We start from the raw sequence: 23,322 nt of genomic DNA, 5'->3' as shown, positions 1-23,322 counted from the left end.
AAACTAAACATGCCGTTGAAAGCAACGTCCCGTCCGGTGAAACGCCGTATATGCAACACTAACGAGTCGGTCAAACACCAATTTCAAAAAAGTTTCATCTCAGGGCCAAACCCCGAAAAAAATGACGGGATTCCGCCAGTTTTGAGCCTCAAGGGGAGGTCAAGGCCTGACCGACCCAAGCCATCACCCTTTCTTTACCGCCCTCCTCTAACAAGGAGGTAGGTCGCCGCCGGCATCAAACCGGCCGAAAAGTGGAACAGACGCAACGACATGGCCGATCCGGCAGCCCTTCCCGCCCTCACCGTTGCGATGAGCGTCTATAACGGCGAGCGATTCCTGGGCGCCGCGATCGAAAGCGTGCTGGGGCAAAGCTTCGCCGACTTCGAATTCCTGATCCTGGACGATGGCTCCAGCGACGCGACCGCCGAGATCCTGAAATGCTATGAGCGGACCGATCCGCGCATCAAGCCGATCATCCGGGAAAATCGTGGTCTGGTTGCCAGCTTGAACGAGATGATCGGGAAGGCCCGCGCTCCGATCATCGCCCGGATGGATGCGGACGATATCTGCCGCCCTCATCGCTTCGAGAGACAGTTGGCTTTCCTGTCGGATCATCCCGACCACGGCGTCGTTGGATCGTGGAGTGAGGATATGGGAGAACATGGCGAGCCGATGTTCCGTACCGGTGCCGATCATCCCCTGACTCACGACGAAGTGCTGGCCACGATCGCCGAGGGACAGCAGGTGATCTGCCATCCGGCGGCGATGTACCGGCGCGACGTGGTTCGTGCCGTCGGCGGCTATCATGCGGCGTTCCGCCACTGCGAGGACTATGACCTTTGGCTGCGCCTCGCCAGCGTGACCAAGCTGGCCAACATTCCGGAGCGGCTATTGCGTTACCGCCGTTACGACGGACAGGTCTCTGCGCGCCACTCCACCGAACAGCAATATGGCACCGCGATCGCGCAGCTGGCCTGGGAGGAGCGGCAAGCTGGCCGCCCCGATCCCACGGCCCGATTGCAGCGCCTCCCGCCCATCGACCAACTCGACGCCCTGTTCGGCCGGAGCGATGTGACTCGCCAAGTGCGTGAGCAAGTGGCGCTCGGTTTGCTCTATTCCGTGCAGGCCATGCGTGAGGACGGGTTCGACCTTCTGGTCCAGCACTTGCGAGATGGCGGTCGACGCGATGGGATGTGGCGCACGGTGGTGCGGCTGCTGCGTTTTGGCGAACCGGTCCGGGCGGCGCGGCTTGCCGCCACGCTGGCGACGACGCTGGCGGTATGAGCGAAACGGAGCCTGCAGAGGGATCCAGTCGCGGCTCCGGCAGCGTCCGCTCCGCCGCCTTGTGGGCAGCGGCGAGCCAGTATTGCCTGTTCGTGCTGCAGTTCGTCACCTCGGTCGTCATCTCGCGCTTCTTCCTGAAGCCTGAGGAGATCGGCCTGTTTTCAGTCGCCTTGGCGGCAGCGATGATTCTTTCGATCATCCAGGATTTCGGCCTGACCCGCTATATCGGGCGCCACCCGACGGCGGACAGCGACACCGTGCGGCACTGCACCGTGATTGCCGTGCTGTTCTCCTTTATCGTCGCCGGACTGATCCTAGCGCTGGCCTGGCCCGTGGCGCGCTTCTATCACGAGCCGCGCCTATTCGGGATCCTGGCGCTGATCGCCGCGTCCTACCTGCTCAATCCGTGGAGCGTGGTGCCGATCGCGCTGTTATCCCGGCGACTGGATTTTCGCGCCACTTTCAGCATCAACTGCCTCGGGGCCGTAGCCAACAGCGCGTGTGCCTTGAGCCTTGCGGCGCTGGGGTTCTCGGCGGAATCGCTGGCGTGGGCGATGATCGCGCAAGCTGCCGTCCGGGCGATCGCCGCGCAGGCGTGGCAGCCCACCCCGTTGTCGACGAAAGTTCGGGCGGCACGGTTTCGGGAGATCGTGGGCTTCGGGTCTGGCAGCGCGCTGCTCTACCTTTCGGGCGGCTTGGGAATGCGCACACCGGACCTGATCGTTGGGCGGATGCAGGGCATGGCAGCTGCGGGCCTGTTCAGCCGGGGTGTCGCGCTGGCCTCCCAACTGCATTACCTCGTCGCCGGGGCGGTGAGCGCGATCTATTACCCGACGTTCGCCCGCCTGCGAGACGAGGGGCGGGAACTGGGCCCTTACTACGAGCGTGTCGTCGCCGCGCATGGCGCGATCGTGTGGCCAGCGATGGTGCTGCTGGCGGTCCTGTCAGAGCCCGTCATCCTGCTGCTCTATGGCGAAGGCTGGTCACGCGCCGCACCGCTGCTGGCCTATGTCGCGCTGGCCGAGTGCTGTTTCGTCGCGCTGCCGCTGCACATGGACTTGCCCATCCTGCTGGGCCGGCTGAAGCAACTTCTCTGGTTCAACCTGGCCGACACCGCGCTTTCGATCGTGACACTGGCGGTGGGCGCGGCGATGAGCGTGGAAGGCGCCGCTGCCTCCCGCCTGGTCTGGGGTCTGGGCTGGATCGCGATCTATGCCGGGTGGCTGCATGGCATGGTAGGCTTCCGCTGGGCGGTGATGCGCCGGATTTACCTAAGCAGTGCCGGGGTGGCGCTGATCACGGCGCTGCCTGCGTTCTACGCGGTGAATATGTGGCGCACGCCCCAGACGCTGGGCTTTGCCGGACTGATTCTGGCCGCGCTGGGCGCCGGAGCGAGCTGGCTGCTGGCGATTTTTGCGCTTCGCCATCCTGCGCGCGATGACCTTGTCGCCACGGCCCGGCATGCCGTCGAACCGCTGCTCCATCGCCTCAAGGTGAAGCTAGCGTAAGGAATACGGGCAACGCGCTTTGCCTTAGGCCTTCGCGCGCCTACATAGCGCAGCGATGCCACCAGATACCGCCGTCAGAGATCCGAACGCCCGCCACGATGGCTGGAAGACGCTTGCCCGTTTCCTCCCCTATCTATGGCCGCGAGACAATCGTGCTTTGCGGCTGCGGATCGTGGTGGCGGTGGTGCTGATCCTCGCCTCCACCGCCTCACAGCTGGTGCTGCCGTACCTGCTGAAATGGGCGGTCGACGCGATGGGCGTCACCGGACCCAAGGCGCTGACCCTCGTCATGCTGACGGTGCTGGCCTATGCCGCGGTGCGCTTCACCGGGGTCGGGTTCGACAACCTGCGCAACATCGTGTTTGAGCGCGTGGGGCAGGATGCGACACGCTCGCTGGCGGAGAACGTCTTCGCCCAGCTCCATCGCTTGTCCCTGCGCTTTCACCTGGCGCGTCGCACCGGCGAAGTCACCAAAGTGATCGAGCGCGGCACCAAGAGCATCGATACGATGCTATACTTCATGCTGTTCAACATCGCGCCCACCGTGCTTCAGCTGCTGGTCGTGGGCGTGATCTTCTACCTGAATTTCGGGTGGCCGCTGGTGATCGCCACCACTGTGGCCGTGGTCGCATACATCTGGGTGACGCGCACGATCACCGAATGGCGCACGGCGCTGCGTGAAAAGATGAATCGGCTGGACGGCAGGGCGCTAGCTCACGCCGTCGATTCGCTGCTGAATTACGAGACGGTGAAATACTTCGGCGCCGAAGCTCGCGAGGAAGCCCGCTACGCCAAGGCCACCACCGAATATGCGCATGCGGCGGTCAAGAGCGAGAACTCGCTGGGCCTGCTCAATATCGCGCAAGGGCTGGTGGTGAACCTGCTGATGGCCGGCGCGATGGCGTGGACCGTCTATGGCTGGTGGCAGGGTCGCTATAGCGCGGGCCAGCTGGTTTTCGTGCAGACTTATCTGGCGCAGTTGTTCCGCCCGCTCGATCTGCTGGGCATGGTCTATCGCACCATCCGCCAGGGCCTGATCGACATGGCGGAGATGTTCCGCCTGCTGGATGAGCGGCAGGAAGTGGCCGATCGGCCCGGTGCCCCGGCTTTGTTGATCAACCGGCCCTCGGTCGTCTTCGACAATGTTCTGTTCGGTTATGAAAAGGACCGCACGATCCTGCAGGGTCTCTCTTTCGAAGTGCCCGCCGGCCAGAATATCGCCATCGTCGGGCCGTCCGGCGCGGGCAAGTCCACCATCGCGCGGCTGCTGTTTCGCTTCTACGATCCGTGGTCCGGCCGCATCCTGATTGACGGGCAGGATATCGCCCAGATCACCCAGACCTCCTTGCGCGCGGCGCTCGGTATTGTGCCGCAGGATTCGGTGCTCTTCAACGAGACCATCGGCTACAATATCGCCTATGGCCGCGCCAATGCCACGCAAGCCGATGTCGAAGCGGCGGCGCGTGGTGCGGCCCTGATGCCTCTGATCGAGCGCCTGCCCCAAGGATTCGACACCGAAGTGGGTGAGCGCGGCCTAAAGCTCTCGGGCGGTGAAAAGCAACGCGTCGCGATCGCGCGCACCCTGGTGAAGAACCCGCCGATCCTGCTGCTCGACGAAGCCACCAGCGCGCTGGACACGCGGACCGAGCAGGACATCCTGGCCACGCTGCACCGCGTCTCGGAACATCGCACCAGCTTGTCGATCGCGCACCGGCTGTCGACCATCGCCGATGCTGACAAGATCCTGGTGCTGCAGGACGGGCAACTGGCGGAAAGCGGCAGCCATCTCGACCTGCTACGCCGCGACGGCCTCTATGCCGAGATGTGGGCGCGCCAGGCGGCAGAGCAGGAAGAGTTCGAGGAAGCGGCGGAGTAAGGTCGCGCCCCTCCGGTTCGTGTCAAATGGCTGAAAGCTTGTCTTGCCTTCGAGAGGTGCGACCTGTTGAAGGCCTATTTCACCGCCTCGGCATCCTTCCAGACCACCGCCTGCGCCGCCTTCATGCAGTTCTCCGCCGTATCCCACGCCAGGGTGGGTGAGCCATAGAGCCGCCAGCCTTGCGCCAGCGCTTCGGATACGCGCTCGCAGAAGGCGCGGTCGTCCTTGCCGGTCAGCAGGCGATAGACGGGGCGGTCATCGGGTGGAATGGACATCGCATCAGGCTCCGGGATAGCGCTCGAAATGAGGTAGATCGTGCGCTGTCTTCATCCAGCCCAGCTCCTCGGCTGCCTGGATATGTGCGTCAGGCGGCAGCGCTTCGGGGTTGTCGAGCGTGACGGTCTGGATATCGACCAGACCAGGCAAGGCGGCCTCATTGGTGTACCACAAGCCGGTACCGCACGTGGGACAAAAGTGGCGCATCGACACACCGTTACTGCTGTAAACCGTGGCCTCCCCCGCGATCACGTTGAAGCGTTCAGCCGGAAACGCCGACCAGACCATGACCGGCGCGCCGGACGAAGCGCGGCAATCGGCGCAGTGGCAAAACGAGGAATGTTCCGGCTTGCCCCTCACGCTGTAGCGAACCTGCTTGCATTGGCATCCGCCCTCGAGCGGCATGGCTGGTCTCCTTCAAGGTCAGCTTAGCAGTTCCTCCCCGGCGCGGGGAGGAGCCTCACAGGATATACTTCGACAAATCCGTATCACCGGCCAGCTCGGTCAAGCGCTCGCGAACATAAGCCGCATCGATCATCACCGTCTCGCCCTGGCGGTCCTCGGCCTCGAAGCTCAGTTCCTCCAGCAGCTTTTCCATGATCGTCTGCAGGCGCCGCGCACCGATGTTCTCGACGCTTTCGTTTACCTGGGCGGCGATCTTGGCGACCTCGGCAATGGCATCCGGCGTGATCTCCACCGTCACCTGTTCGGTTTCCAGCAGCGCCTTGTACTGCGCCACCAGGTTCGCGCGCGTCTCGGACAGGATGCGCACGAAGTCCTCCTCGGTCAGCGCCTTCAGCTCGACGCGGATCGGCAGACGGCCTTGCAGTTCGGGCAGCATGTCGCTGGGCTTGGCGACGTGGAAGGCGCCGCTGGCGATGAACAGCACGTGGTCGGTCTTCATCGGGCCGTACTTGGTGGCCACCGTCGTGCCCTCGATCAGTGGCAGCAGGTCACGCTGCACCCCCTCGCGGCTGACCGAGCCACCGCGCACGTCCGACACGGCGATCTTGTCGATCTCGTCCAGGAAGACGATGCCGTTCGTCTCGGCGTTGGCCAGCGCGGTGCGGTTGACGTCGTCCTGATCCAGTCGTTTGTCCGACTCCTCGTCGACCAGCTTGTCCCAGGCGGCGGGCACCTTCATCTTACGGCGCTTCAGATTGTTCTGGCCGAACGCCTTGCCCATGATGTCGCCCAGGTTGATCATGCCGACCGAGCCGTTCATCCCGGGAATCTCCATCGGGCCGGCCGGCGCGTCCTCCACCTCGATCTCGACCTCAGTGTCGTTCATCGCGTTCTCGACCACGCGCTGCTGGAACGCGGCACGTGTGGCTTCCGACGCACCCTCACCCACCAGCGCGTTGAGCAGACGCTCCATCGCCGCCTTGCTCGCCGCCTCGCGCACCGATTCGCGGCGGCGCTCTTTCTCCAGGCGGATCGCCTCCTCTACCAGATCGCGCGCGATCTGTTCCACATCCCGCCCGACATAGCCGACTTCGGTGAACTTGGTGGCTTCCACCTTTACGAAAGGTGCATCCGCCAGCTTGGCCAGACGGCGGCTAATCTCGGTCTTGCCGCAGCCTGTGGGGCCGATCATCAGAATGTTTTTGGGCGTCACCTCGTCACGCAGGTCTGCGGGCAGGCGCTGGCGACGCCACCGGTTACGCAGCGCGACGGCGACGGCCTTCTTGGCCTCGGTCTGACCGACGATATGAGCGTCGAGCGCGGCGACGATGGCCTTGGGGGTGAGGGAAGAGTTCATTTCGTGTCCTTCTCCCCTCCCGCTTGCGGGAGGGGCTGGGGGAGGGCTTGTAGAGGGGTGAGCGGCCTTCGACACGCCCTCCCCCGACCCCTCCCGCAAGCGGGAGGGGAGATGAGATCAGACGATTTCCACCGTGACGCGGTCGTTGGTGAAGACGCAGATGTCAGCCGCGACCTGCATAGCCTTGCGGGCGATCACCTCGGCATCGGCTTCGTACAGTTCGATCGCCTTGGCCGCCGCCAGTGCATAGTTCCCGCCCGAGCCGATCGCCGCGATCCCGGCCTCAGGTTCCAGCACATCGCCATTGCCGGTCAGCACCAGCAGCGTCGTCTCGTCGGCGACGATCATCAGCGCTTCGAGGTTGCGCAGATATTTGTCGGTGCGCCAGTCCTTGGCGAGTTCCACGGCGGCGCGGGTCAGCTGGCCGGAGTATTGCTCCAGCTTCTTTTCCAGCCGCTCGAACAAGGTGAAGGCATCGGCCGTCGCGCCGGCGAATCCGGCGATGACCTTCTCGCCTTTGCCGATCCGGCGCACCTTGCGCGCATTCGGCTTCATGACCGTGTTGCCCATGGAAACCTGGCCATCGCCGGCGATGACGGTCTTGCCGTCTTTCTTCACCCCGATGATGGTTGTTCCGTGCCACTGGATCAGGCCGTGGCTCGCCCCGCTATTGTCCATGGCGCGGGATATATGCGCCCCGACGCCAGGTTCAATGCAAGGTCGATCAGCTTCCGTTCGGACCGGTGGTCGGAGCCTGGCTGGTGCCGCCCACGCCCGCCGCGCCGACTGCGCCGACGTTGCCGAACAGATCCTCCAGCAAGCCGCGCTTGCGGCCCAAAGTCGGCGTCTTTGCGCCCTCGGGACTGATACGCGCCACCTGCTCCATCCCGCGTTTGTCGATCGCGGCCAAGTTTCCGGTACCGTCAAAACGCAGGCGATAGATCGTCTGCTCCGCAGTGCGCGGACGGCGGAACGGCGGGGTCTTCACGGTCTGGGAAATATAATACCAGTCCTGCGGGCCGAACTGACTGGCGAAGGTGGGGTGGCCAAGCGTCTTTTCCACCGACTGGCGATTGTCGATCCCGGGCTGCACCGCATCGACCAGCGCCTGGTCGATGATGTAGCCGCGGTGATCGGTGATGGAGCTGCAACCGCTCACCGCCGCAAGCAGGCCCAGAGAGGCCACGGAGAGCCAGGCCTTATGCCCGAAGCTGCGCATTTATTCCCACTCCAGTCCGCAGCGGCAGCGCGCTGGCCATTGCCAGCAGGCCCACCACCCATATATCGACCGAGACGTTCGGCCAGTCACTCGGGTTCGAGCCTTACGGTCACGCACTCGACTGCGCAATGGCCGTTGCGCTCGCCCGATTGAATTGCCGGTGAACGCCACCGCCGTTTTAGCCAGAAAGGCCGCCCTCTCTCGTGTCTATCCTCGATCGCCTGCTGGGCCGCAATTCCGATGACCGCGCCCCGGTGCGCCCCTTGTGGCACCGCACGGTGGAGATCGCGCGGGAGAAGGCGTGGTATGCGCAGTACGGCGTGGCCGATACCGTTCCGGGTCGGTTCGACGCGGTGACGCTGGTGCTTTCGCTGGTGATGCTGCGGATGGAGCGGGACGAGCATCTCAAGATCCTGTCCGCCCGGATCACCGAAGTCTTCGTCGAGGATATGGACGGGCAGTTGCGCCAGTCCGGCGTCGGCGATCTTGTGGTGGGCAAGCGCATGGGCAAGCTGGTCAGCACCCTGGGCGGGCGCATGGGCGCGTTGCGCGATGCGCTGGCCTCTGCCGATCCGCAAGCCGCATTGGTGCCGATGCTGGAGCGCAACGTGACGCTGGTGGAAGGCGCCGATTTGCCCGGCTTGGCCCAGGCAGTGGTCACACTCTCGCGCCAGTTGGACGCAACCAGCAACGAAGATCTGCTTGCCGCCAGGATCGCGCGATGACCCCGCAGCCGGAGTTTTCCCGCGAACTTGATGTCCGCCAATGCGAGGGCAAGATCGCCCATCTCGAAGCGACCGAGGCCGAGCGCGCGGCCTTGGCTCAGCGGTTCGGGATCGTTCGGATCGATAGCCTGATTGCCGATATCGAACTGCATCGCAAGGATCGGGTGGTAGAGGCCCGCGGCACCGTTCGCGCTGACATCGTGCAGTCCTGCGCCGTGTCGGCCGAGGATTTGCCGGTATCCCTCCGTGAGGAAATGGCGGTGCGGTTCGTGCCAGAAGCCCGGACTTATGCGCCGGACGAGGAGATCGAGCTCTCGGCCGAGGATTGTGACGAGATCGAATATACCGGCAGCCACTTCAACCTGGGCGAGGCGGTGGCGCAGACGGTCGCCCTGGCGATCGACCCGTTCCTGACCGGCCCTGAAGCGGAAGAAGCACGCAAGCGGCCCGAACTGAACGGCGAGACGGAGAATCCCTTCGCCGCGCTGAAGGGACTGAAGCTCTAAGAATTTTCGTCGCCCAGGTTTGGGCCGGGGCGACGCAGTTTCGAAAAGGCTCAGAACGGGATATCGTCGTCCAGATCGTCGCCGAAGCCGCCCGACGAGCCGGACGAACCACCGGTGCGGCCCCAATCGCCACCGCCCGAAGAAGAACCGCCGCCGGAGCTTGCGCCGCCGCGCGAGGAACCACCGCCCCAATCGTCGTTGCCGCCACCGGACGAGCGGCCACCGCCGCCACCCCAGTCCCCGCCACCGCGCGAACCACCGCCGCCGCCGCCGCCCTGGGCGCCGTCCAGCATGGTCAGCACGCCGCCCATGCCGCCGACCGAGATCTCGGTGGTATAGCGGTCATTGCCCGACTGATCCTGCCACTTGCGAGTGCGAAGCTGTCCTTCGATGTAGACCTTGCTGCCCTTGCGCAGGAACCGTTCGGCCACGCCGACCAGACCATCGGAATTCAGCACGACGGAGTGCCACTCTGTGCGCTCCTTGCGCTCACCGCTGGTCTTGTCCTTCCAGTTCTCGGACGTGGCGATGCGCAAGTTGGCGATGCGCCCGCCGTTCTGGAACGACTTCACCTCCGGATCGGCGCCCAGATTGCCGACCAGAATGACCTTGTTGACGCTGCCTGCCATGCGGGAATCCTTTTCGTGTAAAGATTGGCGAACCGGTTAGCGCAACGAAGGGTGGCGATGCGAGTCCGCGCAGACGGTTTTCGACAACCGCCCCACTTTCGCCTCGGGCCTAAAGCCCCGCTTCCACCGCGATCCAGTAGGTGGCGCCGGCGGCGATGTAGGCCAGGCCGAACAAGTAGCCCATCATGAACAGCGGCCATTTCCAGCCGTTGGTCTCGCGCCGGGTCACAGCGATCGTGGACATGCATTGCGGCGCGAAGACGAACCAGGCCAGGAACGCCAGCGCCATGGGCAAGGTCCATTTCGCCTTCAATTGATCGCCCAGCGCCATGGCCTGTGCGTTCTCATCATCCGTGGCGGCGACGGCATACGTCGTCGCCAGCGAACTGACCGCCACTTCACGCGCCGCCATGGCCGGGATCAGCGCCAGCGCCATGTCCCGATTGAAGCCGATAGGCTCCACCACCACGGACAATCCGCTGGCGATCCGCCCCGCGATGGACACGTCGACCTGATCCTCGCCCTGCCCTGCGCGGGGAAAGTTCAGCAGCAGCCACAGCACTACCGTGACCATGAAGATGATCGTGCCCGCCCGGCGCAGGAAGATCCAAGCGCGCTGCCACAGGCCGATCAGAAGGTCCTTCGCGGCGGGCAGCTGATACTTGGGCAGTTCCATGATGAAGCCGCTGGCCGCGCCCTTGGTGACGGAGCGACGCAGTACCAGCGCCACCGCCATCGCGCCGACGATGCCCGCGACATAGAGCGCGAACAACACCAGGCCTTGCAAGCCGATGCCGGCCCCTACGGAGCGCTGCGGAATAAAGGCGGCGATGATCACGGCGTACACCGGCAGCCGTGCCGAGCAGGTCATCAGCGGCGCGATCAGGATCGTCGTCAGCCGGTCCTTGGGATCGGTGATGCTGCGGGTCGCCATGATGCCGGGGATCGCGCAAGCGAAGCTGGAGAGGAGCGGGATGAAGCTGCGGCCCGAAAGGCCCACGCCCGCCATCATCCGGTCCATCAGGAAGGCCGCCCGGGCCATATAGCCCGAGGCCTCCATCACCAGGATGAAGAAGAACAGGATCACGATTTGCGGCAGGAACACCACGACGGAGCCGACGCCCGCCAGCACGCCTTCGGTCAACAGATCACGCGCAAGACTTGGCGGCACGATGCCTTTCACGCCGTCGGTCAGCAGCGCGACGCCCGCTTCCAGCGCATCGGCGAACGGAGTGGCCCAGGCGAACACGGCCTGGAACATCACGAACAGGAACGCGAACAGGATTATCGGGCCCATCCAGGGATGCAGCAACACTCTGTCCAGCCGCGCGTGCAGCCGGTGGCGCTTGGATTCGGAAAGAATCGCCGCATCGGCCATGGCATGCGCGGCCACTCGGCGTTCGGTCATCGTCAGGTCGGTCAGGCCCGGCCCGGGATGCCGCGTTTCCGCCGCCGCGACGGCCTCGGCCAGTTCGGTCAGGCCCCGCCGCCGCACGGCGACGGTCGGCACAACCTTGATGCCCAACGCCTGCTCCAACGCCAGCGGATCGATCACCAGTCCGTCGCGCTCGGCCAGGTCCACCATGTTGAGCGCCACGACCGTGGGCTTGCCCAGCGCGATGATTTCCTGCGCGAAGACCAGATGCTGTTCCAGGTTGGAGGCGTCCAGCACCACCACAAGCACATCGGGTGCGCTTTCGCCCACGAACTCACCACGGATCACCTTGGCCGTCACCGCCTCATCCGGGCTGGTGGGATCGAGCGAGTAGGAACCCGGCAGATCGGTCATCTCCACCGGCTCACCCGATGGCAGCATCAGCCGCCCGGACTTGCGCTCCACCGTGACACCGGGATAATTCGCGATCTTCTGGCGCGCCCCGGTTAAGGCATTGAAAAGCGCACTTTTTCCGGCATTAGGATTGCCGACCAGGGCGATCTTGCGCGGCTTGCTCACAGGATCTGGCTCACAGGATTTCGACTTCCATCGCCGAGGCATGCGCCCGGCGCAACGCGACCGTCATGCGCCCTACCGCCAGCGCAATCGGATCTGCCCCGCCGAACACGCCTTTGTGGCTGACTTTCACTCGCGCACCATCGTCAACGCCCAGCGCGCGCAGGCGGCGGGCTTCTTCGTCAACCAGGCGCGACCAATCGACCGAGACGATTCGCGCACTCTGACCAGCAGGGAGGAGATCGAGAGTCATCCAAGGTCCGCTGCCAGATCGCAGCGAATATTGCAACTGGTTCGCAATAACTAAATTTTGACGCCCGCCTTATGAGGCCGGATAGCGCAACCGCCCCAGGAACCGCGCCATGCTGAAACGCTGCTCAGCCGGGCGAAGGAGCTGCGCCTTGGCCTTTTCAAACCGCATGATGCCCGCGATCCGGCGATCGAGGAACGCGCGTGTATCGGCCTTCCCCTCGCTCCTGTCGTCGGCGAACACCGCCAGCGTGGCGGCATAGACGCCCGCCAGGATCGTGCGTTTGGTATAGTGATTGTAGTCGGTGGCGGTATCACCGGCGAGCCGCCACATCGCATCCGCGCTGTGCCAACCCAGCTTGATCGCGCGCGCCGCATTTTGTGGCATGGCCATGATCGCCATCGCGCGCGACAAGGATTCCTCCTGCCCGGCGATCGCGTCCAGCCGCGCCAGGACTAAGCTGCGTATGCGCTCCCGAATGGGCATCGCCGCCAGGTCCTGCGCCGGCAGTGCTTCGGCCATCGCCCGGTCTACCCAGGCCGTCCACGCGGCGATCATCGCCATCGCACCGTCGCGAAAGGCAAAGTCCGCGACATCGGTATCGACACCCGCCTGCTCGGCGGCGGCATGAACCGCAGCCTCGCTCCATCCATCGAACACGGCGGCCTCTGCCACCAGCGGCGCCAGCCGCACGCGCAGATCGTCCAGCGAGGTATCGTCGTCGCTCGCCGTTTGCGCGAGATACGTGTTGGTCACAGAGCCCATGTCAGAGCGAAGGCCCGTAAGTGGGCTTGCTGGATCGGCTGGCGCCCGGCTTGGTATCTGTCTTGATCGCGGCGAGCACCGGATCGTTCGCGCCTTCCAGCGCCGCATAGTCCCGCGCGGAACGCCCGGAGTTGTCAGCCCGATCGGGATTCGCCCCGGCGCGCAGCAACAGCTTGGTCATTTCCACATCGTGGCGATGCACGGCGGCGATCAGCGGCGTCTCACCGGCATCGTTGGCGACTTCGGTATTGGCCCGCGCCTCCAGCAACATCGCCACGCCATCGCGCCATCCCAGGTTGGTGGCGAGTTGCAGCGCGGAGCGGCCCTGGCCGTCACGTCCGTTCACATTCGCACCCTTGGCCAGCAGGAATTGCAGCCAGGTAAGGTCACGGCGATTGGTGACGATGTGGAGCGCCGTTTCGCCGGTGGTGACATCGCGGGTATTGATGATAGTGGAGCCGGGCGTGGAAAGCGCGCTCTCCACCTTTTCGCCCTCTTTCTTCTTCACCGCCTCGAGGAACTTGTAGCCCTCGGAGAACTGCGCCTGCGCGGGCACAGCCACGACAGCGCCCAGCATCGCCATGGAGAGCAGCGCCGTGCGCAATCTTGACCCTGCACGCTCTCCGCGGAAAATCGCCACTTCGTTGTTCCTTCGCATCTTTTCGCATGTCCGGGTGAGACATGCCGCCTCGCTGCCCTTGCGCCGTAGCATTTAGCAGAGCATGAACCGGCGCGCCATGATCGTTCGCTGCTTCCGCACCCTCGCCCTGCTTCTGGCCCCCCTGGCGCTCACCGCTTGCGATTCGGGTGGCGGCTCGGTCCAGCAGGCACAGCGCCCGCCGCTGGAAGGCGCGGCGATCGGCGGCCCGTTCACGCTGGTGAACAAGGACGGCAAGACCGTGACGTGGGATAGTTTCAAGGGCAAGTATCGCATCGTCTACTTCGGCTATACCTTTTGCCCGGACGCCTGCCCGCTGGACATGCAGCAGTTGATGAAGGGCTTCGCCGCCTTTCAGAAAGCCAGTCCGGAACGCGCGGCCAAGGTCCAGCCGATCTTCATCACCATCGACCCGGAGCGTGATACGCCGCAAGTCGTCGGCCAGTGGACCGCGGCATTCTCACCCCAGCTGGTCGGCCTGACCGGCACGCCGGAGCAAGTAGCCATGGCGGCCAAGGCCTTCGCGGCGTATTACAGCAAGGGTGAGAAGACCGAGGGCGGCTACCTGATGGATCACAGCCGGATCGCCTACCTCATGGACCCCGACGGTAAACCGATCGCCATGCTGCCGGTGGACAAGGGTGGCGAGGCGGTCTCGGCAGAATTGAGCAAATGGGTGAACTGAGCGCAGGCGATGCCAGGGATCGGTTCTGGGAGCGCCCCCTCGAGTCGCTGAACAAGACCGAATGGGAAGCCTTGTGCGACGGATGCGGCCAGTGCTGCCTGCACAAGGTGGAGGATGCCGATACCGGCGAGATCTATCACACCAACGTGGCGTGCAAGCTGCTGGACCTGGAGACCGCGCGCTGCTCGGACTATCCAAACCGCAAGCGCATCGTGCCCGATTGCACCCGACTGACGATCCGCAACGCGGGCTCCTTGGAATGGCTGCCAGATACCTGCGCCTATCGCCTGCGCGCCGACGGCGAGCCGCTGCCGGGCTGGCACTATCTCATCTCCGGCGATCATGAGGCCGTAAAGCGCGTGGGCGTATCCGTGGTGGGCCGCGTGGTAAGCGAGACGGTGGCGGGTCCGCTGGAGCAGCACATCATCTGGCCGGTCGACATGGAAGGCTGGGAGATCGAGGCCGAAAGCAATCCCTGGGACGTCACCTGATGGGCCGGTCGGCCCTGATGCGGGATCGCTGTTGATGCTGGACTGGTTGCGCCGCGATCCCCGCGCCGTGCCGACGGTGGAGGTTTCGGGTCGCGCCGTGCCGATCGTGATGCGGCGGTTGGAGCGGGCCCGGCGGATGACGATGCGGCTGGCCCCGGATGGCTCGGAAGTGCGTATCTCGATCCCACGCTGGGGGCGGACAGCGGAAGCGCTAGCCTTCGCCGAATCGCGCCACGCCTGGATCGAGCGTCAGCTGAATGCCCTGCCCCCCGCCTGCGCCTGGCAGCCCGGCTCCGCCCTTGCAGTTCGCGGCCAGGCGCTGACGATCCGCCATGACCCGAAAGCGGCGCGGCGGCCTGTCGTTCGCGACGGCGAAATCATTGTCGGCGGCGAAGAGGCTTCGCTTCCGGCGCGGTTACGGCGCTGGTTGGAGGCCGAAGCGAAAGCGCTTCTGAGGGAAGACCTCGCCCATTATTGCGCCCGCGCCAATCGCGCCCCGCCTGTCCTGGCGCTCTCCCGCGCGCAGCGGCGCTGGGGCAGTTGCGCGGCGAACGGCGCGATCCGGATCAACTGGCGCTTGGTCATGGCGCCGGATTTCGTGCGCCGGTCCGTGGTGGCGCACGAGGTGGCCCACCTCGTCCACTTCGATCATTCGCCCGCGTTCCATGCCTGCCTGGCCGCGCTGTTCGAAGGTGACGTGGCCATTGCCAACGATTGGCTCAAGCGAGAGGGCCGCTCGCTCTACCAACCCTTCGGCTGAGGGGCGCTTGCTGTGTCAGCCCGTCGGCTGACTGGCGCCCGGCGGCGCGATGCCCTATCTTGCGCAGATGGCAATGTTCAAACGATCCGGGATGTGGCGAGACGTCAATCCCACCGGCATGATCGCAGATTTCCGCGAAGTGTGGAAGCAGGCGGGCCGGCACCGCTGGCGCTTCGCGATCATCGCCGGGGCGTGCACATTCGGGGTGTTCTATGTGATGTACCAGCAGGAGGGCAGCGCCCCGCACCTGCCGCCCAAGGTCACCTACATCACGGTCCTGCCCGAGCATCGCACCGATGCGGAGATCATGGCCTCCAACATCGCCAATCAGAAGCGCAAGGAGGCGATGGCGCTGGAGCAAGCGCGGCGCAACGCCGATGTGCGCAATCTCTACAAGGAGCTGGGGCGCTGGTCTGGCATGGATGTCGACAAGATCGCCCGCGATGCCGACGCTCAGAACGCGGCCGAGCAGAAGGCCGAGCTTGAGGCGATCCGCAAGCGCCGCGCCGAAGCGAACGCCGCGCTGCAGGCCAAGGCCGAACCGACCACCGCTGCCGTGCAATAGCGCCTTGATGAGCATCGATCACCGCTGGCTGGCCGCCGCTGCCGGCCTTGCCGCACGCGCCCGACCGCTCAGTCGCCCCAATCCCGGTGTCGGGGCCATCATAGTTCGCGACGGCAAGGTCATCGCCAGCGGATGGACGCAGGCAGGCGGCCGCCCCCATGCCGAGGCCGTTGCGCTTGCGCAGGCTGGCGAGCAAGCGCAGGGGGCGACTCTCTACGTCACGCTGGAGCCTTGCGCGCACCGCTCCGAACGCGGCCCGGCCTGTGCCGATCTTGTCTGCAGCTCCGGCCTCGCCCGTGTCGTCGTAGGCTGCGGCGATCCTGATCCACGCACGGCAGGCCAGGGCATCGCCCGCATCGCCGATGCCGGGATCGTCTGCGAACTTCTGCCCTCCCCCGCCTGCGCCGAGAGCCTTTCCGGCTACCTGATCCGCGCACAACGCGGCCGACCGGAAGTGACGCTGAAGCTGGCAACTTCGCTGGACGGCTGCATCGCGCTGGCCGGTGGAGAAAGCCAGTGGATCACGGGCGATCAAGCTCGCGCCCATACCCACGCCATGCGCGCCAGGGCCGATGCGATCCTCGTGGGTGGTGGCACCCTGCGAGCCGACGAACCGCGCCTCGATGTGCGGCTGCCTGGCCTGGAAAGGCGCAGCCCCGATCGCTGGGTGCTGACGCGCCAGTCCGCGCCCGCCGGCTGGCAGACCATCGCCTCGCCCGAAGCGATTCGGGACATGGCCGGGGTACAGTATCTGTTCGTGGAAGGCGGGGCCTTGACCGCAGCGGCCTTCCTCAAGGCGGATCTGGTCGATCGCCTGCTGCTCTATCGCGCGCCGATCGTGGTGGGCGGCGGCAAGGCGGCGATCGGTGATATCGGCCTGGCATCGCTGGGGCAGGCCCATGACCGATGGCATCTGCAGGATCGGCGTAAGCTCGGCCCGGACATGCTGGAACTCTACGTGCGGCAGCGCTAAGGCAGCGTCATGTTTACCGGTATCATCACCGCCCTGGGCTCCATCCGCGAAGCGAAGCAGGAGGGCGACTTGCGCGCCGTCATCGCGTGCCCGTTCGATCCTGCCGAGATCGCGATCGGCGCATCGATCGCCTGCTCCGGCGTGTGCCTGACCGTGGTGGAAAAGGGCGGAGCGGCGGGTGACGCCTGGTTCGCGGTCGATATCTCGGGCGAATCGGTTTCCCGCACGGTCCCGGGTCGGTGGCACGAAGGCACCACGCTCAATCTCGAACCGGCACTGAAGCTGGGCGACGAGCTGGGCGGCCACATCGTCACCGGCCACGTGGACGGCGTGGGCGAAGTGCTGGACGTATGTCCTGAAGGCGATTCGCGGCGCATCGGCTTTGCTATTGCCGCGGATCTTGCGCCCTACCTGGCCCCGAAAGGCTCGATCACCATCGATGGCGTATCGCTGACCGTCAACGACGTGACCGACCAGCCTGACGGCACCTGCCATTTCGCGGTCAACATCATTCCGCACACTGCGGACGTGACGACGCTGGGCACGCTGCAGCAGGGCGACAAGGTCAATCTAGAGATCGACGTCCTCGCCCGCTATCTCAAGCGGATGCAAAGCCTCAACGGCTGAGGCACCAAGACCCGGCGACCTTACCGAATAGGCCGCCGGTGTTTTGGTCAGGCGGTGACTTCGGCCACGGCGGCAACGAACTTGTCGATGTTGCCCATCGTCAGACCCGCCACGTTGATACGGCCCGAACCGGCCATATAGATGCCGTGCTTCTCCCGCATCTCCAGCACCTGTTCCTTGCTGATCGGCACGATCGAGAACAAGCCGTTCTGTCCGCCGAACGCCGTCAGGTCCACCGCGCCCGCCTTGCCTGCTGCGGCCAAAGTAGCGCGAACCTGGCGCATGCGGTCCCGCATCTGGTCCAGTTCGTCCAGCCACTGCGCGGTCAGGCCTTCATCCTCCAGAATCAGGCGGACCGCAGCCGCGCCGTGATCTGGCGGCTGCGACCAGTTGGCGCGTGCCAGGGAATGGGCATTCGACATCATGCGCGGCAGGTCTTCCCCCGCCGCCGCCATGACATAAAGCGCACCCACGCGATCGCGGTACAGGCCGAAGTTCTTGTCGCACGAATAGCTGATCAGCGCCTCGGGCACCGCCACCAGAACGCGGCGCAAACCATAGGCGTCTTCTTCCATCCCGTTGCCCAGGCCCTGATAGGCAAGGTCGAGGATCGGCAGCACCTTGGTTTGCGACAGCAGCTGCGCGATCTCATCCCATTCGGCGTGCGAGTAATCGATGCCGGTGGGATTGTGGCAGCATCCATGCAGCAGGATCGCATCACCCTCACCCACATTGGCCAGCGCGCCGCGCAACGCGTCCATGTCGGTATGGCCGGCCTGGGTCGCGTGATTGAACTCCACCACATCCAGACCAAGGTCTGCGCAGATCTGCGCGTGGTTGGGCCAGCTGGGAACACCCACGATCACGCGGCGGATGCCAGCCCGCTTCGCCACCGCCAACGCGATGCGCAACGAACCCGTGCCACCGGGGGTCTGCATACCCTCAATCCGGCCGCCCATGTCAGGCGATTCCTTGCCGAACACGTAGGGCATCAAAGCTTCCACAAAGCCCATATCGCCCTCAGGGCCGAGATACGCCTTGGAATCCTGCTCTTCCACCAGCTTGCGCTCCGCCGCCTTGATCGCGCCGAACACGGGGGTATCGCCCTCCCCAGTCCGATACACGCCGACGCCGAGATCAATCTTGTCGGCACGCGGGTCCGCGTTGTGGAGCTTGATGAGCGCCAGAAGCGCATCGGCGGGCTGTTGCTGCAAGTTGGTAAGCATGGTGCGCCCCGTTACTTCGCACATCGCCGCCCTGCAAGAGCCCCGATCCTCAACAAGCCCACCGCCTCGACATACGATGAACGTCTTATACACGAATGGCTCAGACCCGTGATCCTACTTAGACTGCGGACGTTCGCCCCACGGGATCGTCCACCAAAAATTATCAAGGGAAGAGAGATCACCATGCGTAAGATCATCGCTATTCCGCTTATCGGCACCGCTCTCATTGCGGCGCCCGCCTTCGCGCAACTGGGCGGCGTCGTTGGCTCTACCGCGAATGTCGGCGCCAATGTCGGCGCGGCAGTCAACACCACCGTGGACCCGGCGTCGACCGTGCAACACACCACCGATCATGTCGGCCATGCCGTCAACCGCGCGAACAACGCGGTGCAGCGCCGGATCGACCATGCGCAATTGCGCGTGGCGAACACCACCGATCTCTCCACCGGGCTGACCGTCCGCGATAGCGAGAACCGCTCCGTGGGCACCGTCCAGAAGGTGCAGGGCGATACCGCGATCGTGGTGGACGGCAGCAAGGTGTACGACATCCCGGTCTCCCAGCTTTACGCCAAGAGCGCCGGGAAGGTGAACCAGGTGATGACGGCAGTGCCGCGATCCAGCCTGCAACTCGCTGCGGGTGCCAATGCGAACGCCAGCGCATCGGGCAAGGCGGCAGCGGGCAACTAACGCCCGTCGTGCCCAATTCGATGACCGGACGGCCGCGCGGAATCACCCCCGCGCGGCCGAGCCGCGTTCAGAATGGCAGCCATTTCTGGTTGTGCGTGAACTTCATGTATCCAGCATTGACGCCCAGGCGCAATCCGGCGCCCATCCGTACCGGGATCAGCACCACGTCGCCACGGCGCAGATAGCTGATATTGAAACCGCCCACGAGGTAGGCCTGCCCCTCACCCGCCGGGAAGCGCTTATACAGCTCTTCCGTATCGTAGAGATTGTAGACCAGCACGAAGGCGTTGGATGCGTTCAAGCCCGCATCGAAGCCGATCGACGGCCCGGTCCAATAGACCGCGCGAGTGCCCTCCACCTTGTGATGAAGCGTACCCGAGCCATAACGCAGGCCCACGCCGATGGCGCCGGAGCCCTCACGCCCCACGATATAGGCGTTGGGCTCGCCCTGCTTGCGCAGCAGATCCTCGATCATGCTGGCCAGGCCCTGCGCGCCTTTGCCGAACACGCCCTCGGCCGCGCCGATCAAGTCGTCCTTGCGATATGTAGTGCCCTGCGGCGCGGTCGCCTCGGTGCCGATCGATTGCGGGTTCCAGTCGTCCACCGAATTGGACGGAGTGGCCGCCGGCGCGCGCGACGCATCGGAGACGGACGTGGAAGCCGGATAGGATGTCGACGATGACGAGGGGCCGGTATCTAACGGCGTTCCGTTCCCACCATAGATATCGGTCGAACTGCCGCGATCTCGCGCTGCCGGAGATACAGGTGCCGATCGGGCGGGGGTGTTCTGGCCAGGCGACAAGTCACCGTCGATCGCGACGTCCGGGTCCACGGAGCGCACTTGCGCCGCGACGGGAGCCGCCAGCAACGTGCCTCCCAGCCCCATCACCACGATGGCCGCCGCCATATGCGACCGCATCTTGCGTAAATTCATGATCGCCCCGCGCTCCCGATAACTGGACCCAATCTCAGGCTTAGAGCGCATCCGGCCTTATCCAGCAATGAACGGTGTGCCCCCAAGGCGATTTTGCGCCGAGGCGAACTGAAGCCGCCGTTCAGCCGCATGCAAAGATCATCTCAAACAAGCCTGCGCACCCCCTTGCTCCTTGCCAAACCCCTCGCTATAGCCGCGCCCTCAAGGCCGCATCCGGAGACGTGGGTGAGTGGCTGAAACCAGCGGTTTGCTAAACCGTCGTGCCCTTAAGGGGGCACCCCGGGTTCGAATCCCGGCGTCTCCGCCAGCGGCCACTTTCCAGCGCACCATTACGAATTACTACGAACGCTGGAGAGGGGCGGTTTGCCGCGCTTTCACATGGATTTTGCGTTCACTGGCATTCGCCGAAGATCGTGGAAAGCCACGCAAAATTTACGTCCAAAGTTATGGCTGGCTGGACCGCTGATCGCTTGCTAATAGCCGAAATTACGCCGTCGCACGCGCGTAACAAACTCTCAGATCGACAGATTTAGTCTGAGGAGAGGCCCGGCCTCTATGGTGACGGCGGTGGTCTGTACCTGCATCCGCCCGACCGGCCGATCGCGGATCTTCATCGGCACGCTCAAGCCCAAGAGCGAATTCAGAATCAATAAGACCGGCCCTGGCAAGCGAATCGAAATGGGGCTTGGTCCGGCCTTGGACGTGCCTCTCGCGAAAGTTCGGCAGCGTACCGCCGAAATCCGGGAGATGCTGCTCGAACGCATCGACCCTCGCGTCGAACGCTTGAAAAGCAAGGAAGAGGCAAAGCCAGTCGCCGACAAGCCCGTCGTGACATTCGGCGGTTTCGCTCTGGAACTGCTTGACAGCATTGAGGGCGGTTTAAAGAACCTAAGCATTGAGCCCAATGGCGCAGCACGCTGTAGCGATGACCCTGGACGTTTTCGAAAGTCAGGTTGATAGCTGACGGAGCAATACTGGCAGCATCATAAAACCGATGACCTGTCCCGTGTCTGTCTCCCCGGCTTGAAGTCGGCGCCAAGATGGACCGAACTCTGGAACACCCCGGACTGGCAATCGATTCGCACGCGGGAGATAGAATTCAGCTTTGGGGCAAACTCCATTCTGCGTAAGAAAGCGTCATGACGAATACGCATAGCGCACCGCAAGTCGGCACAAGCATTACCGTTTCTCGGGGGTTCGCGGGCTGGCTCGAATCGCAGAAGGTTAGTCTGGCATTCACTTCGTACCAGACAGGGCAGCTGTTTCTGGTGGGGTTGCTGCCCAACGGCAGCGTGTCGTTCAACCAGCAGAACTTCGTACGGGCCATGGGTGTTTGTTACGATGGAGGCCGGCTCTGGCTGGGATCGCTGTACCAACTTTGGCGCCTGGAGAATATGCTCGGTGTCGGTGAGCAGGCCAATGGATCATTCGACACTGTCTTTGTTCCGAGGGAAGGTCGAACAACCGGCGATATCGATATTCACGAGATCGGCATCCTAGTCGATGGGCATCCCGTCTTCGTCAACACCAAACACAGCTGCTTGGCCGTGCTCGATCCAGTGCACAGTTTCCGACCCTACTGGCGGCCCCCGTTCATTTCCAAGCTCGCAGCCGAAGATCGGTGCCACCTCAACGGAATGGCCATGCTGGACGGACGCCCGGCCTATGTGACCGCCGTCAGCCAGACCGACGTGCTGAGCGGCTGGCGCGCGCGCCGCGAAACCGGCGGGGTCATCATCGAGGTGGAGACTGGACGAGTTGTCACCGACCAGTTGTCCATGCCTCACAGTCCTCGGGTTGCAGATGGCAAGCTCTACGCGCTCGACAGCGGGCGGGGACAGTTGATCCGCGTCGATCTGGACACCGGCGCCAAGCAGGACGTCGCGTTCTGCCCCGGGTTCCTGCGTGGGCTGGCGGTGCATAACGGCTTTGCGGTCGTCACCGCATCGAAGCCGCGGGACGGCAGCTTCAAGGAACTGGAACTCGAGCGCGAGATCACCCGACGCGATGGAGAGCCATGGTGCGGCGTGTTCGTCATCGATCTTCGCACCGGCGACCTGGTAGATTGGATCCGCCTAGATGGTGAGATTTCCGAGCTATTCGACGTCGCGATTTTGCCAGGTCATGTCTGCCCAATGTCGATTGGCGTCGACACCATGGAAATCCAGAACACAATCACGATCGGCTGAGTTCAATGTATGTTGAAGAGCCGTCGTAGTTCCACAGTCAACAAAAAATAATCAGCTTTTATCATTTGATTCTAAGGACTAACCGGCTCGTACAGACCGCGTCCCCATTCGAAGCGCGGCATGGGAGATACGAATCGATGAGCAAAGCTACCGGTGCTCGTAACGGGCAGTTTCACCCTGCAAGCCAGTTCTCCACCGTCCGCAGCAAGGCGCGTCTCGCCGGCGGGACGGCCCTCACCGGGCTTGCCCTTGGACTTCTGCTACTGACCCCCGGAAGCTCGCATGCGGCTGACGAATGTGGCCCGGCCACCTCCAATTCGGTGACTTGCTCTGCGGGCAGCAATCCTTACGCCAGCGGCATCACCTACACGCCCGCAGGTGACCTTACCGTCAATACTGATCCCAATGTTGTGGTCAGCGGCCCGGTCAGTATCAGCGGCGTCGGGAACAACCAGTTCGTCAACGCAGGCACTGTGGCTAATGCCGCCGCCTATTCGCACGCGGTCTACGTCAACGGTGACGCGGGTGCGACCGTCAACAGCACCGGCACGCTCTCGAGCTCTTCTGCCTTCAACAATGTCGTGCGCGCGGTGTCGTCGAACGACGTTATCGTCACGACCGGAACGGTGACCAACACTGCGGCGGGCGGGCGCGGCATCGGCGCATACTCGCGCTATGGCGACGTGGCGATCACGACGACTGGCCTCACCTCGACCGCTGGCACGGGCGCCGTCGGCATCATCGCCAACGGCCGCAACGTGACGGTCGACACCGCA

The 23,322-nt window shown here is 64.3% G+C and carries 26 protein-coding genes, 1 tRNA gene and 1 pseudogene; 16 read left to right on the top strand and 12 right to left on the bottom strand.

Annotated elements, in window-relative coordinates:
• Positions 1-270: 270 nt before the first annotated feature.
• Genes ACHWRX_RS07805 through ACHWRX_RS07795 form a run of 3 tightly spaced genes read left to right on the top strand, consistent with a single transcriptional unit; the run spans position 271 to position 4,668 of the window.
• Positions 271-1,284 (top strand): glycosyltransferase, encoded by a 1,014-nt coding sequence (locus ACHWRX_RS07805; protein WP_394658760.1) that lies wholly within the window; start codon positions 271-273, stop codon positions 1,282-1,284.
• Positions 1,281-2,792 (top strand): oligosaccharide flippase family protein, encoded by a 1,512-nt coding sequence (locus ACHWRX_RS07800; RefSeq protein WP_394658759.1) that lies wholly within the window; start codon positions 1,281-1,283, stop codon positions 2,790-2,792. The genes ACHWRX_RS07805 and ACHWRX_RS07800 overlap by 4 nt, the downstream gene beginning before the upstream one ends.
• 55 nt (positions 2,793-2,847) lie before the next feature.
• A complete protein-coding gene (locus tag ACHWRX_RS07795) occupies positions 2,848-4,668 on the top strand; it encodes an ABCB family ABC transporter ATP-binding protein/permease (protein ID WP_394658758.1) in 1,821 nt (606 codons plus the stop codon).
• Positions 4,669-4,742: 74 nt separating this feature from the next.
• On the opposite strand, the gene ACHWRX_RS07790 is transcribed toward ACHWRX_RS07795, so the two are convergent.
• The 5 genes from ACHWRX_RS07790 to ACHWRX_RS07770 form a co-directional block, all read right to left on the bottom strand.
• Positions 4,743-4,943: a DUF1737 domain-containing protein gene (locus tag ACHWRX_RS07790; protein ID WP_183618584.1), complete on the bottom strand. Its 201-nt coding sequence runs from the start codon at positions 4,941-4,943 to the stop codon at positions 4,743-4,745.
• A 4-nt stretch (positions 4,944-4,947) separates the two neighbouring features.
• Positions 4,948-5,349, bottom strand: a complete 402-nt coding sequence (locus ACHWRX_RS07785; protein ID WP_394658757.1) for a GFA family protein — start codon at positions 5,347-5,349, stop codon at positions 4,948-4,950.
• A gap of 55 nt (positions 5,350-5,404) precedes the next feature.
• A complete protein-coding gene (hslU, locus tag ACHWRX_RS07780; RefSeq protein ID WP_183618588.1) occupies positions 5,405-6,706 on the bottom strand; it encodes an ATP-dependent protease ATPase subunit HslU in 1,302 nt (433 codons plus the stop codon).
• Positions 6,707-6,823: 117 nt separating this feature from the next.
• Positions 6,824-7,384 carry an ATP-dependent protease subunit HslV gene (gene hslV, locus ACHWRX_RS07775; RefSeq protein ID WP_058736582.1) on the bottom strand — a complete coding sequence of 187 codons (561 nt, stop codon included), beginning with the start codon at positions 7,382-7,384 and terminating at the stop codon, positions 6,824-6,826.
• A 46-nt stretch (positions 7,385-7,430) separates the two neighbouring features.
• Entirely contained in the window at positions 7,431-7,925 is a 495-nt protein-coding gene (locus ACHWRX_RS07770; RefSeq protein WP_394658756.1) for an outer membrane protein assembly factor BamE, read from the bottom strand.
• Between the two features lie 203 nt (positions 7,926-8,128).
• On the opposite strand from ACHWRX_RS07770, the gene ACHWRX_RS07765 reads away from it, so the two are divergent.
• Together ACHWRX_RS07765 and ACHWRX_RS07760 are read left to right on the top strand one after the other, a co-directional pair.
• Complete coding sequence (locus ACHWRX_RS07765; RefSeq protein ID WP_394658755.1) at positions 8,129-8,650, top strand: ubiquinol-cytochrome C chaperone family protein; 522 nt, start codon at positions 8,129-8,131, stop codon at positions 8,648-8,650.
• Positions 8,647-9,156, top strand: coding sequence for a DUF177 domain-containing protein (locus ACHWRX_RS07760; protein ID WP_058736585.1), 510 nt, complete (start codon positions 8,647-8,649; stop codon positions 9,154-9,156). Before ACHWRX_RS07765 ends, ACHWRX_RS07760 begins: the two co-directional genes overlap by 4 nt.
• 50 nt (positions 9,157-9,206) lie before the next feature.
• Here the strand turns inward: ACHWRX_RS07760 and ssb are convergent, their stop codons facing one another.
• The 5 genes from ssb to ACHWRX_RS07735 form a co-directional block, all read right to left on the bottom strand.
• Positions 9,207-9,785, bottom strand: a complete 579-nt coding sequence (ssb, locus tag ACHWRX_RS07755) for a single-stranded DNA-binding protein (protein WP_183618594.1) — start codon at positions 9,783-9,785, stop codon at positions 9,207-9,209.
• Positions 9,786-9,894: 109 nt separating this feature from the next.
• Entirely contained in the window at positions 9,895-11,739 is a 1,845-nt protein-coding gene (locus ACHWRX_RS07750) for a ferrous iron transporter B (protein ID WP_394658754.1), read from the bottom strand.
• A gap of 10 nt (positions 11,740-11,749) precedes the next feature.
• Positions 11,750-11,989 carry a FeoA family protein gene (locus ACHWRX_RS07745; RefSeq protein WP_058735073.1) on the bottom strand — a complete coding sequence of 80 codons (240 nt, stop codon included), beginning with the start codon at positions 11,987-11,989 and terminating at the stop codon, positions 11,750-11,752.
• Positions 11,990-12,058: 69 nt separating this feature from the next.
• A complete protein-coding gene (locus ACHWRX_RS07740) occupies positions 12,059-12,751 on the bottom strand; it encodes a COQ9 family protein (protein WP_394658753.1) in 693 nt (230 codons plus the stop codon).
• A 1-nt stretch (position 12,752) separates the two neighbouring features.
• On the bottom strand, positions 12,753-13,391 hold the full coding sequence (locus tag ACHWRX_RS07735) for an ankyrin repeat domain-containing protein (RefSeq protein ID WP_343055912.1): 639 nt from the start codon (positions 13,389-13,391) through the stop codon (positions 12,753-12,755).
• Between the two features lie 82 nt (positions 13,392-13,473).
• Here ACHWRX_RS07735 and ACHWRX_RS07730 point away from each other — a divergent pair, with 82 nt between their 5' ends.
• The 6 genes from ACHWRX_RS07730 (at position 13,474) to ACHWRX_RS07705 (ending at position 17,510) form a co-directional block, all read left to right on the top strand.
• On the top strand, positions 13,474-14,094 hold the full coding sequence (locus tag ACHWRX_RS07730; RefSeq protein ID WP_394658752.1) for an SCO family protein: 621 nt from the start codon (positions 13,474-13,476) through the stop codon (positions 14,092-14,094).
• Positions 14,082-14,585: a YcgN family cysteine cluster protein gene (locus ACHWRX_RS07725; protein ID WP_394658751.1), complete on the top strand. Its 504-nt coding sequence runs from the start codon at positions 14,082-14,084 to the stop codon at positions 14,583-14,585. The genes ACHWRX_RS07730 and ACHWRX_RS07725 overlap by 13 nt, the downstream gene beginning before the upstream one ends.
• 34 nt (positions 14,586-14,619) lie before the next feature.
• A complete protein-coding gene (locus ACHWRX_RS07720; RefSeq protein WP_394658750.1) occupies positions 14,620-15,345 on the top strand; it encodes a M48 family metallopeptidase in 726 nt (241 codons plus the stop codon).
• Positions 15,346-15,418: 73 nt separating this feature from the next.
• The gene (locus ACHWRX_RS07715) at positions 15,419-15,910 is read left to right on the top strand and encodes a hypothetical protein (RefSeq protein WP_394658749.1); all 492 of its coding nucleotides are present in this window, start codon (positions 15,419-15,421) and stop codon (positions 15,908-15,910) included.
• 7 nt (positions 15,911-15,917) lie between these two features.
• Positions 15,918-16,883: a bifunctional diaminohydroxyphosphoribosylaminopyrimidine deaminase/5-amino-6-(5-phosphoribosylamino)uracil reductase RibD gene (gene ribD, locus ACHWRX_RS07710; RefSeq protein WP_394658748.1), complete on the top strand. Its 966-nt coding sequence runs from the start codon at positions 15,918-15,920 to the stop codon at positions 16,881-16,883.
• A 9-nt stretch (positions 16,884-16,892) separates the two neighbouring features.
• A complete protein-coding gene (locus ACHWRX_RS07705; RefSeq protein ID WP_394658747.1) occupies positions 16,893-17,510 on the top strand; it encodes a riboflavin synthase in 618 nt (205 codons plus the stop codon).
• Positions 17,511-17,557: 47 nt separating this feature from the next.
• Here ACHWRX_RS07705 and ACHWRX_RS07700 read toward each other — a convergent pair whose 3' ends face one another.
• The gene (locus ACHWRX_RS07700) at positions 17,558-18,736 is read right to left on the bottom strand and encodes an aromatic amino acid transaminase (protein WP_394658761.1); all 1,179 of its coding nucleotides are present in this window, start codon (positions 18,734-18,736) and stop codon (positions 17,558-17,560) included.
• A 183-nt stretch (positions 18,737-18,919) separates the two neighbouring features.
• Between ACHWRX_RS07700 and ACHWRX_RS07695 the strand changes: the two genes are divergently transcribed.
• Positions 18,920-19,423: a hypothetical protein gene (locus ACHWRX_RS07695; protein ID WP_394658746.1), complete on the top strand. Its 504-nt coding sequence runs from the start codon at positions 18,920-18,922 to the stop codon at positions 19,421-19,423.
• A gap of 67 nt (positions 19,424-19,490) precedes the next feature.
• Here the strand turns inward: ACHWRX_RS07695 and ACHWRX_RS07690 are convergent, their stop codons facing one another.
• Positions 19,491-20,330, bottom strand: a complete 840-nt coding sequence (locus tag ACHWRX_RS07690) for a DUF1134 domain-containing protein (protein WP_394658745.1) — start codon at positions 20,328-20,330, stop codon at positions 19,491-19,493.
• A gap of 242 nt (positions 20,331-20,572) precedes the next feature.
• Here ACHWRX_RS07690 and ACHWRX_RS07685 point away from each other — a divergent pair.
• From ACHWRX_RS07685 to ACHWRX_RS07670, 4 genes and pseudogenes are all read left to right on the top strand, one after another.
• Positions 20,573-20,664, top strand: a tRNA-Ser gene (locus ACHWRX_RS07685).
• Positions 20,665-20,912: 248 nt separating this feature from the next.
• Positions 20,913-21,314, top strand: coding sequence for a hypothetical protein (locus ACHWRX_RS07680; RefSeq protein ID WP_394658744.1), 402 nt, complete (start codon positions 20,913-20,915; stop codon positions 21,312-21,314).
• 182 nt (positions 21,315-21,496) lie between these two features.
• Positions 21,497-22,546, top strand: coding sequence for a TIGR03032 family protein (locus ACHWRX_RS07675; RefSeq protein ID WP_394658743.1), 1,050 nt, complete (start codon positions 21,497-21,499; stop codon positions 22,544-22,546).
• A gap of 137 nt (positions 22,547-22,683) precedes the next feature.
• Positions 22,684-23,322 (top strand): annotated as a pseudogene (locus ACHWRX_RS07670) (hypothetical protein); the annotation flags it as partial.

It is taken from the genome of uncultured Novosphingobium sp., from assembly GCF_964277725.1.
GTDB lineage: Bacteria > Pseudomonadota > Alphaproteobacteria > Sphingomonadales > Sphingomonadaceae > Novosphingobium > Novosphingobium fluoreni.
The sequence above is the reverse complement of the archived record's forward strand: the minus strand, read 5'-3'. Positions and strand labels throughout refer to the sequence as shown.

Coding starts and splice junctions, on each gene's coding strand:
- ACHWRX_RS07805 (WP_394658760.1), top strand. CDS start 271: ATGGCCGATCCGGCAGCCCTTCCCGCCCTCACCGTTGCGATGAGCGTC.
- ACHWRX_RS07800 (WP_394658759.1), top strand. CDS start 1,281: ATGAGCGAAACGGAGCCTGCAGAGGGATCCAGTCGCGGCTCCGGCAGC.
- ACHWRX_RS07795 (WP_394658758.1), top strand. CDS start 2,848: ATGCCACCAGATACCGCCGTCAGAGATCCGAACGCCCGCCACGATGGC.
- ACHWRX_RS07790 (WP_183618584.1), bottom strand. CDS start 4,943: ATGTCCATTCCACCCGATGACCGCCCCGTCTATCGCCTGCTGACCGGC.
- ACHWRX_RS07785 (WP_394658757.1), bottom strand. CDS start 5,349: ATGCCGCTCGAGGGCGGATGCCAATGCAAGCAGGTTCGCTACAGCGTG.
- hslU (WP_183618588.1), bottom strand. CDS start 6,706: ATGAACTCTTCCCTCACCCCCAAGGCCATCGTCGCCGCGCTCGACGCT.
- hslV (WP_058736582.1), bottom strand. CDS start 7,384: ATGGACAATAGCGGGGCGAGCCACGGCCTGATCCAGTGGCACGGAACA.
- ACHWRX_RS07770 (WP_394658756.1), bottom strand. CDS start 7,925: ATGCGCAGCTTCGGGCATAAGGCCTGGCTCTCCGTGGCCTCTCTGGGC.
- ACHWRX_RS07760 (WP_058736585.1), top strand. CDS start 8,647: ATGACCCCGCAGCCGGAGTTTTCCCGCGAACTTGATGTCCGCCAATGC.
- ssb (WP_183618594.1), bottom strand. CDS start 9,785: ATGGCAGGCAGCGTCAACAAGGTCATTCTGGTCGGCAATCTGGGCGCC.
- ACHWRX_RS07745 (WP_058735073.1), bottom strand. CDS start 11,989: ATGACTCTCGATCTCCTCCCTGCTGGTCAGAGTGCGCGAATCGTCTCG.
- ACHWRX_RS07740 (WP_394658753.1), bottom strand. CDS start 12,751: ATGGGCTCTGTGACCAACACGTATCTCGCGCAAACGGCGAGCGACGAC.
- ACHWRX_RS07730 (WP_394658752.1), top strand. CDS start 13,474: ATGAACCGGCGCGCCATGATCGTTCGCTGCTTCCGCACCCTCGCCCTG.
- ACHWRX_RS07725 (WP_394658751.1), top strand. CDS start 14,082: ATGGGTGAACTGAGCGCAGGCGATGCCAGGGATCGGTTCTGGGAGCGC.
- ACHWRX_RS07720 (WP_394658750.1), top strand. CDS start 14,620: ATGCTGGACTGGTTGCGCCGCGATCCCCGCGCCGTGCCGACGGTGGAG.
- ACHWRX_RS07715 (WP_394658749.1), top strand. CDS start 15,419: ATGTTCAAACGATCCGGGATGTGGCGAGACGTCAATCCCACCGGCATG.
- ribD (WP_394658748.1), top strand. CDS start 15,918: ATGAGCATCGATCACCGCTGGCTGGCCGCCGCTGCCGGCCTTGCCGCA.
- ACHWRX_RS07705 (WP_394658747.1), top strand. CDS start 16,893: ATGTTTACCGGTATCATCACCGCCCTGGGCTCCATCCGCGAAGCGAAG.
- ACHWRX_RS07700 (WP_394658761.1), bottom strand. CDS start 18,736: ATGCTTACCAACTTGCAGCAACAGCCCGCCGATGCGCTTCTGGCGCTC.
- ACHWRX_RS07695 (WP_394658746.1), top strand. CDS start 18,920: ATGCGTAAGATCATCGCTATTCCGCTTATCGGCACCGCTCTCATTGCG.
- ACHWRX_RS07690 (WP_394658745.1), bottom strand. CDS start 20,330: ATGGCGGCGGCCATCGTGGTGATGGGGCTGGGAGGCACGTTGCTGGCG.
- ACHWRX_RS07680 (WP_394658744.1), top strand. CDS start 20,913: ATGGTGACGGCGGTGGTCTGTACCTGCATCCGCCCGACCGGCCGATCG.
- ACHWRX_RS07675 (WP_394658743.1), top strand. CDS start 21,497: ATGACGAATACGCATAGCGCACCGCAAGTCGGCACAAGCATTACCGTT.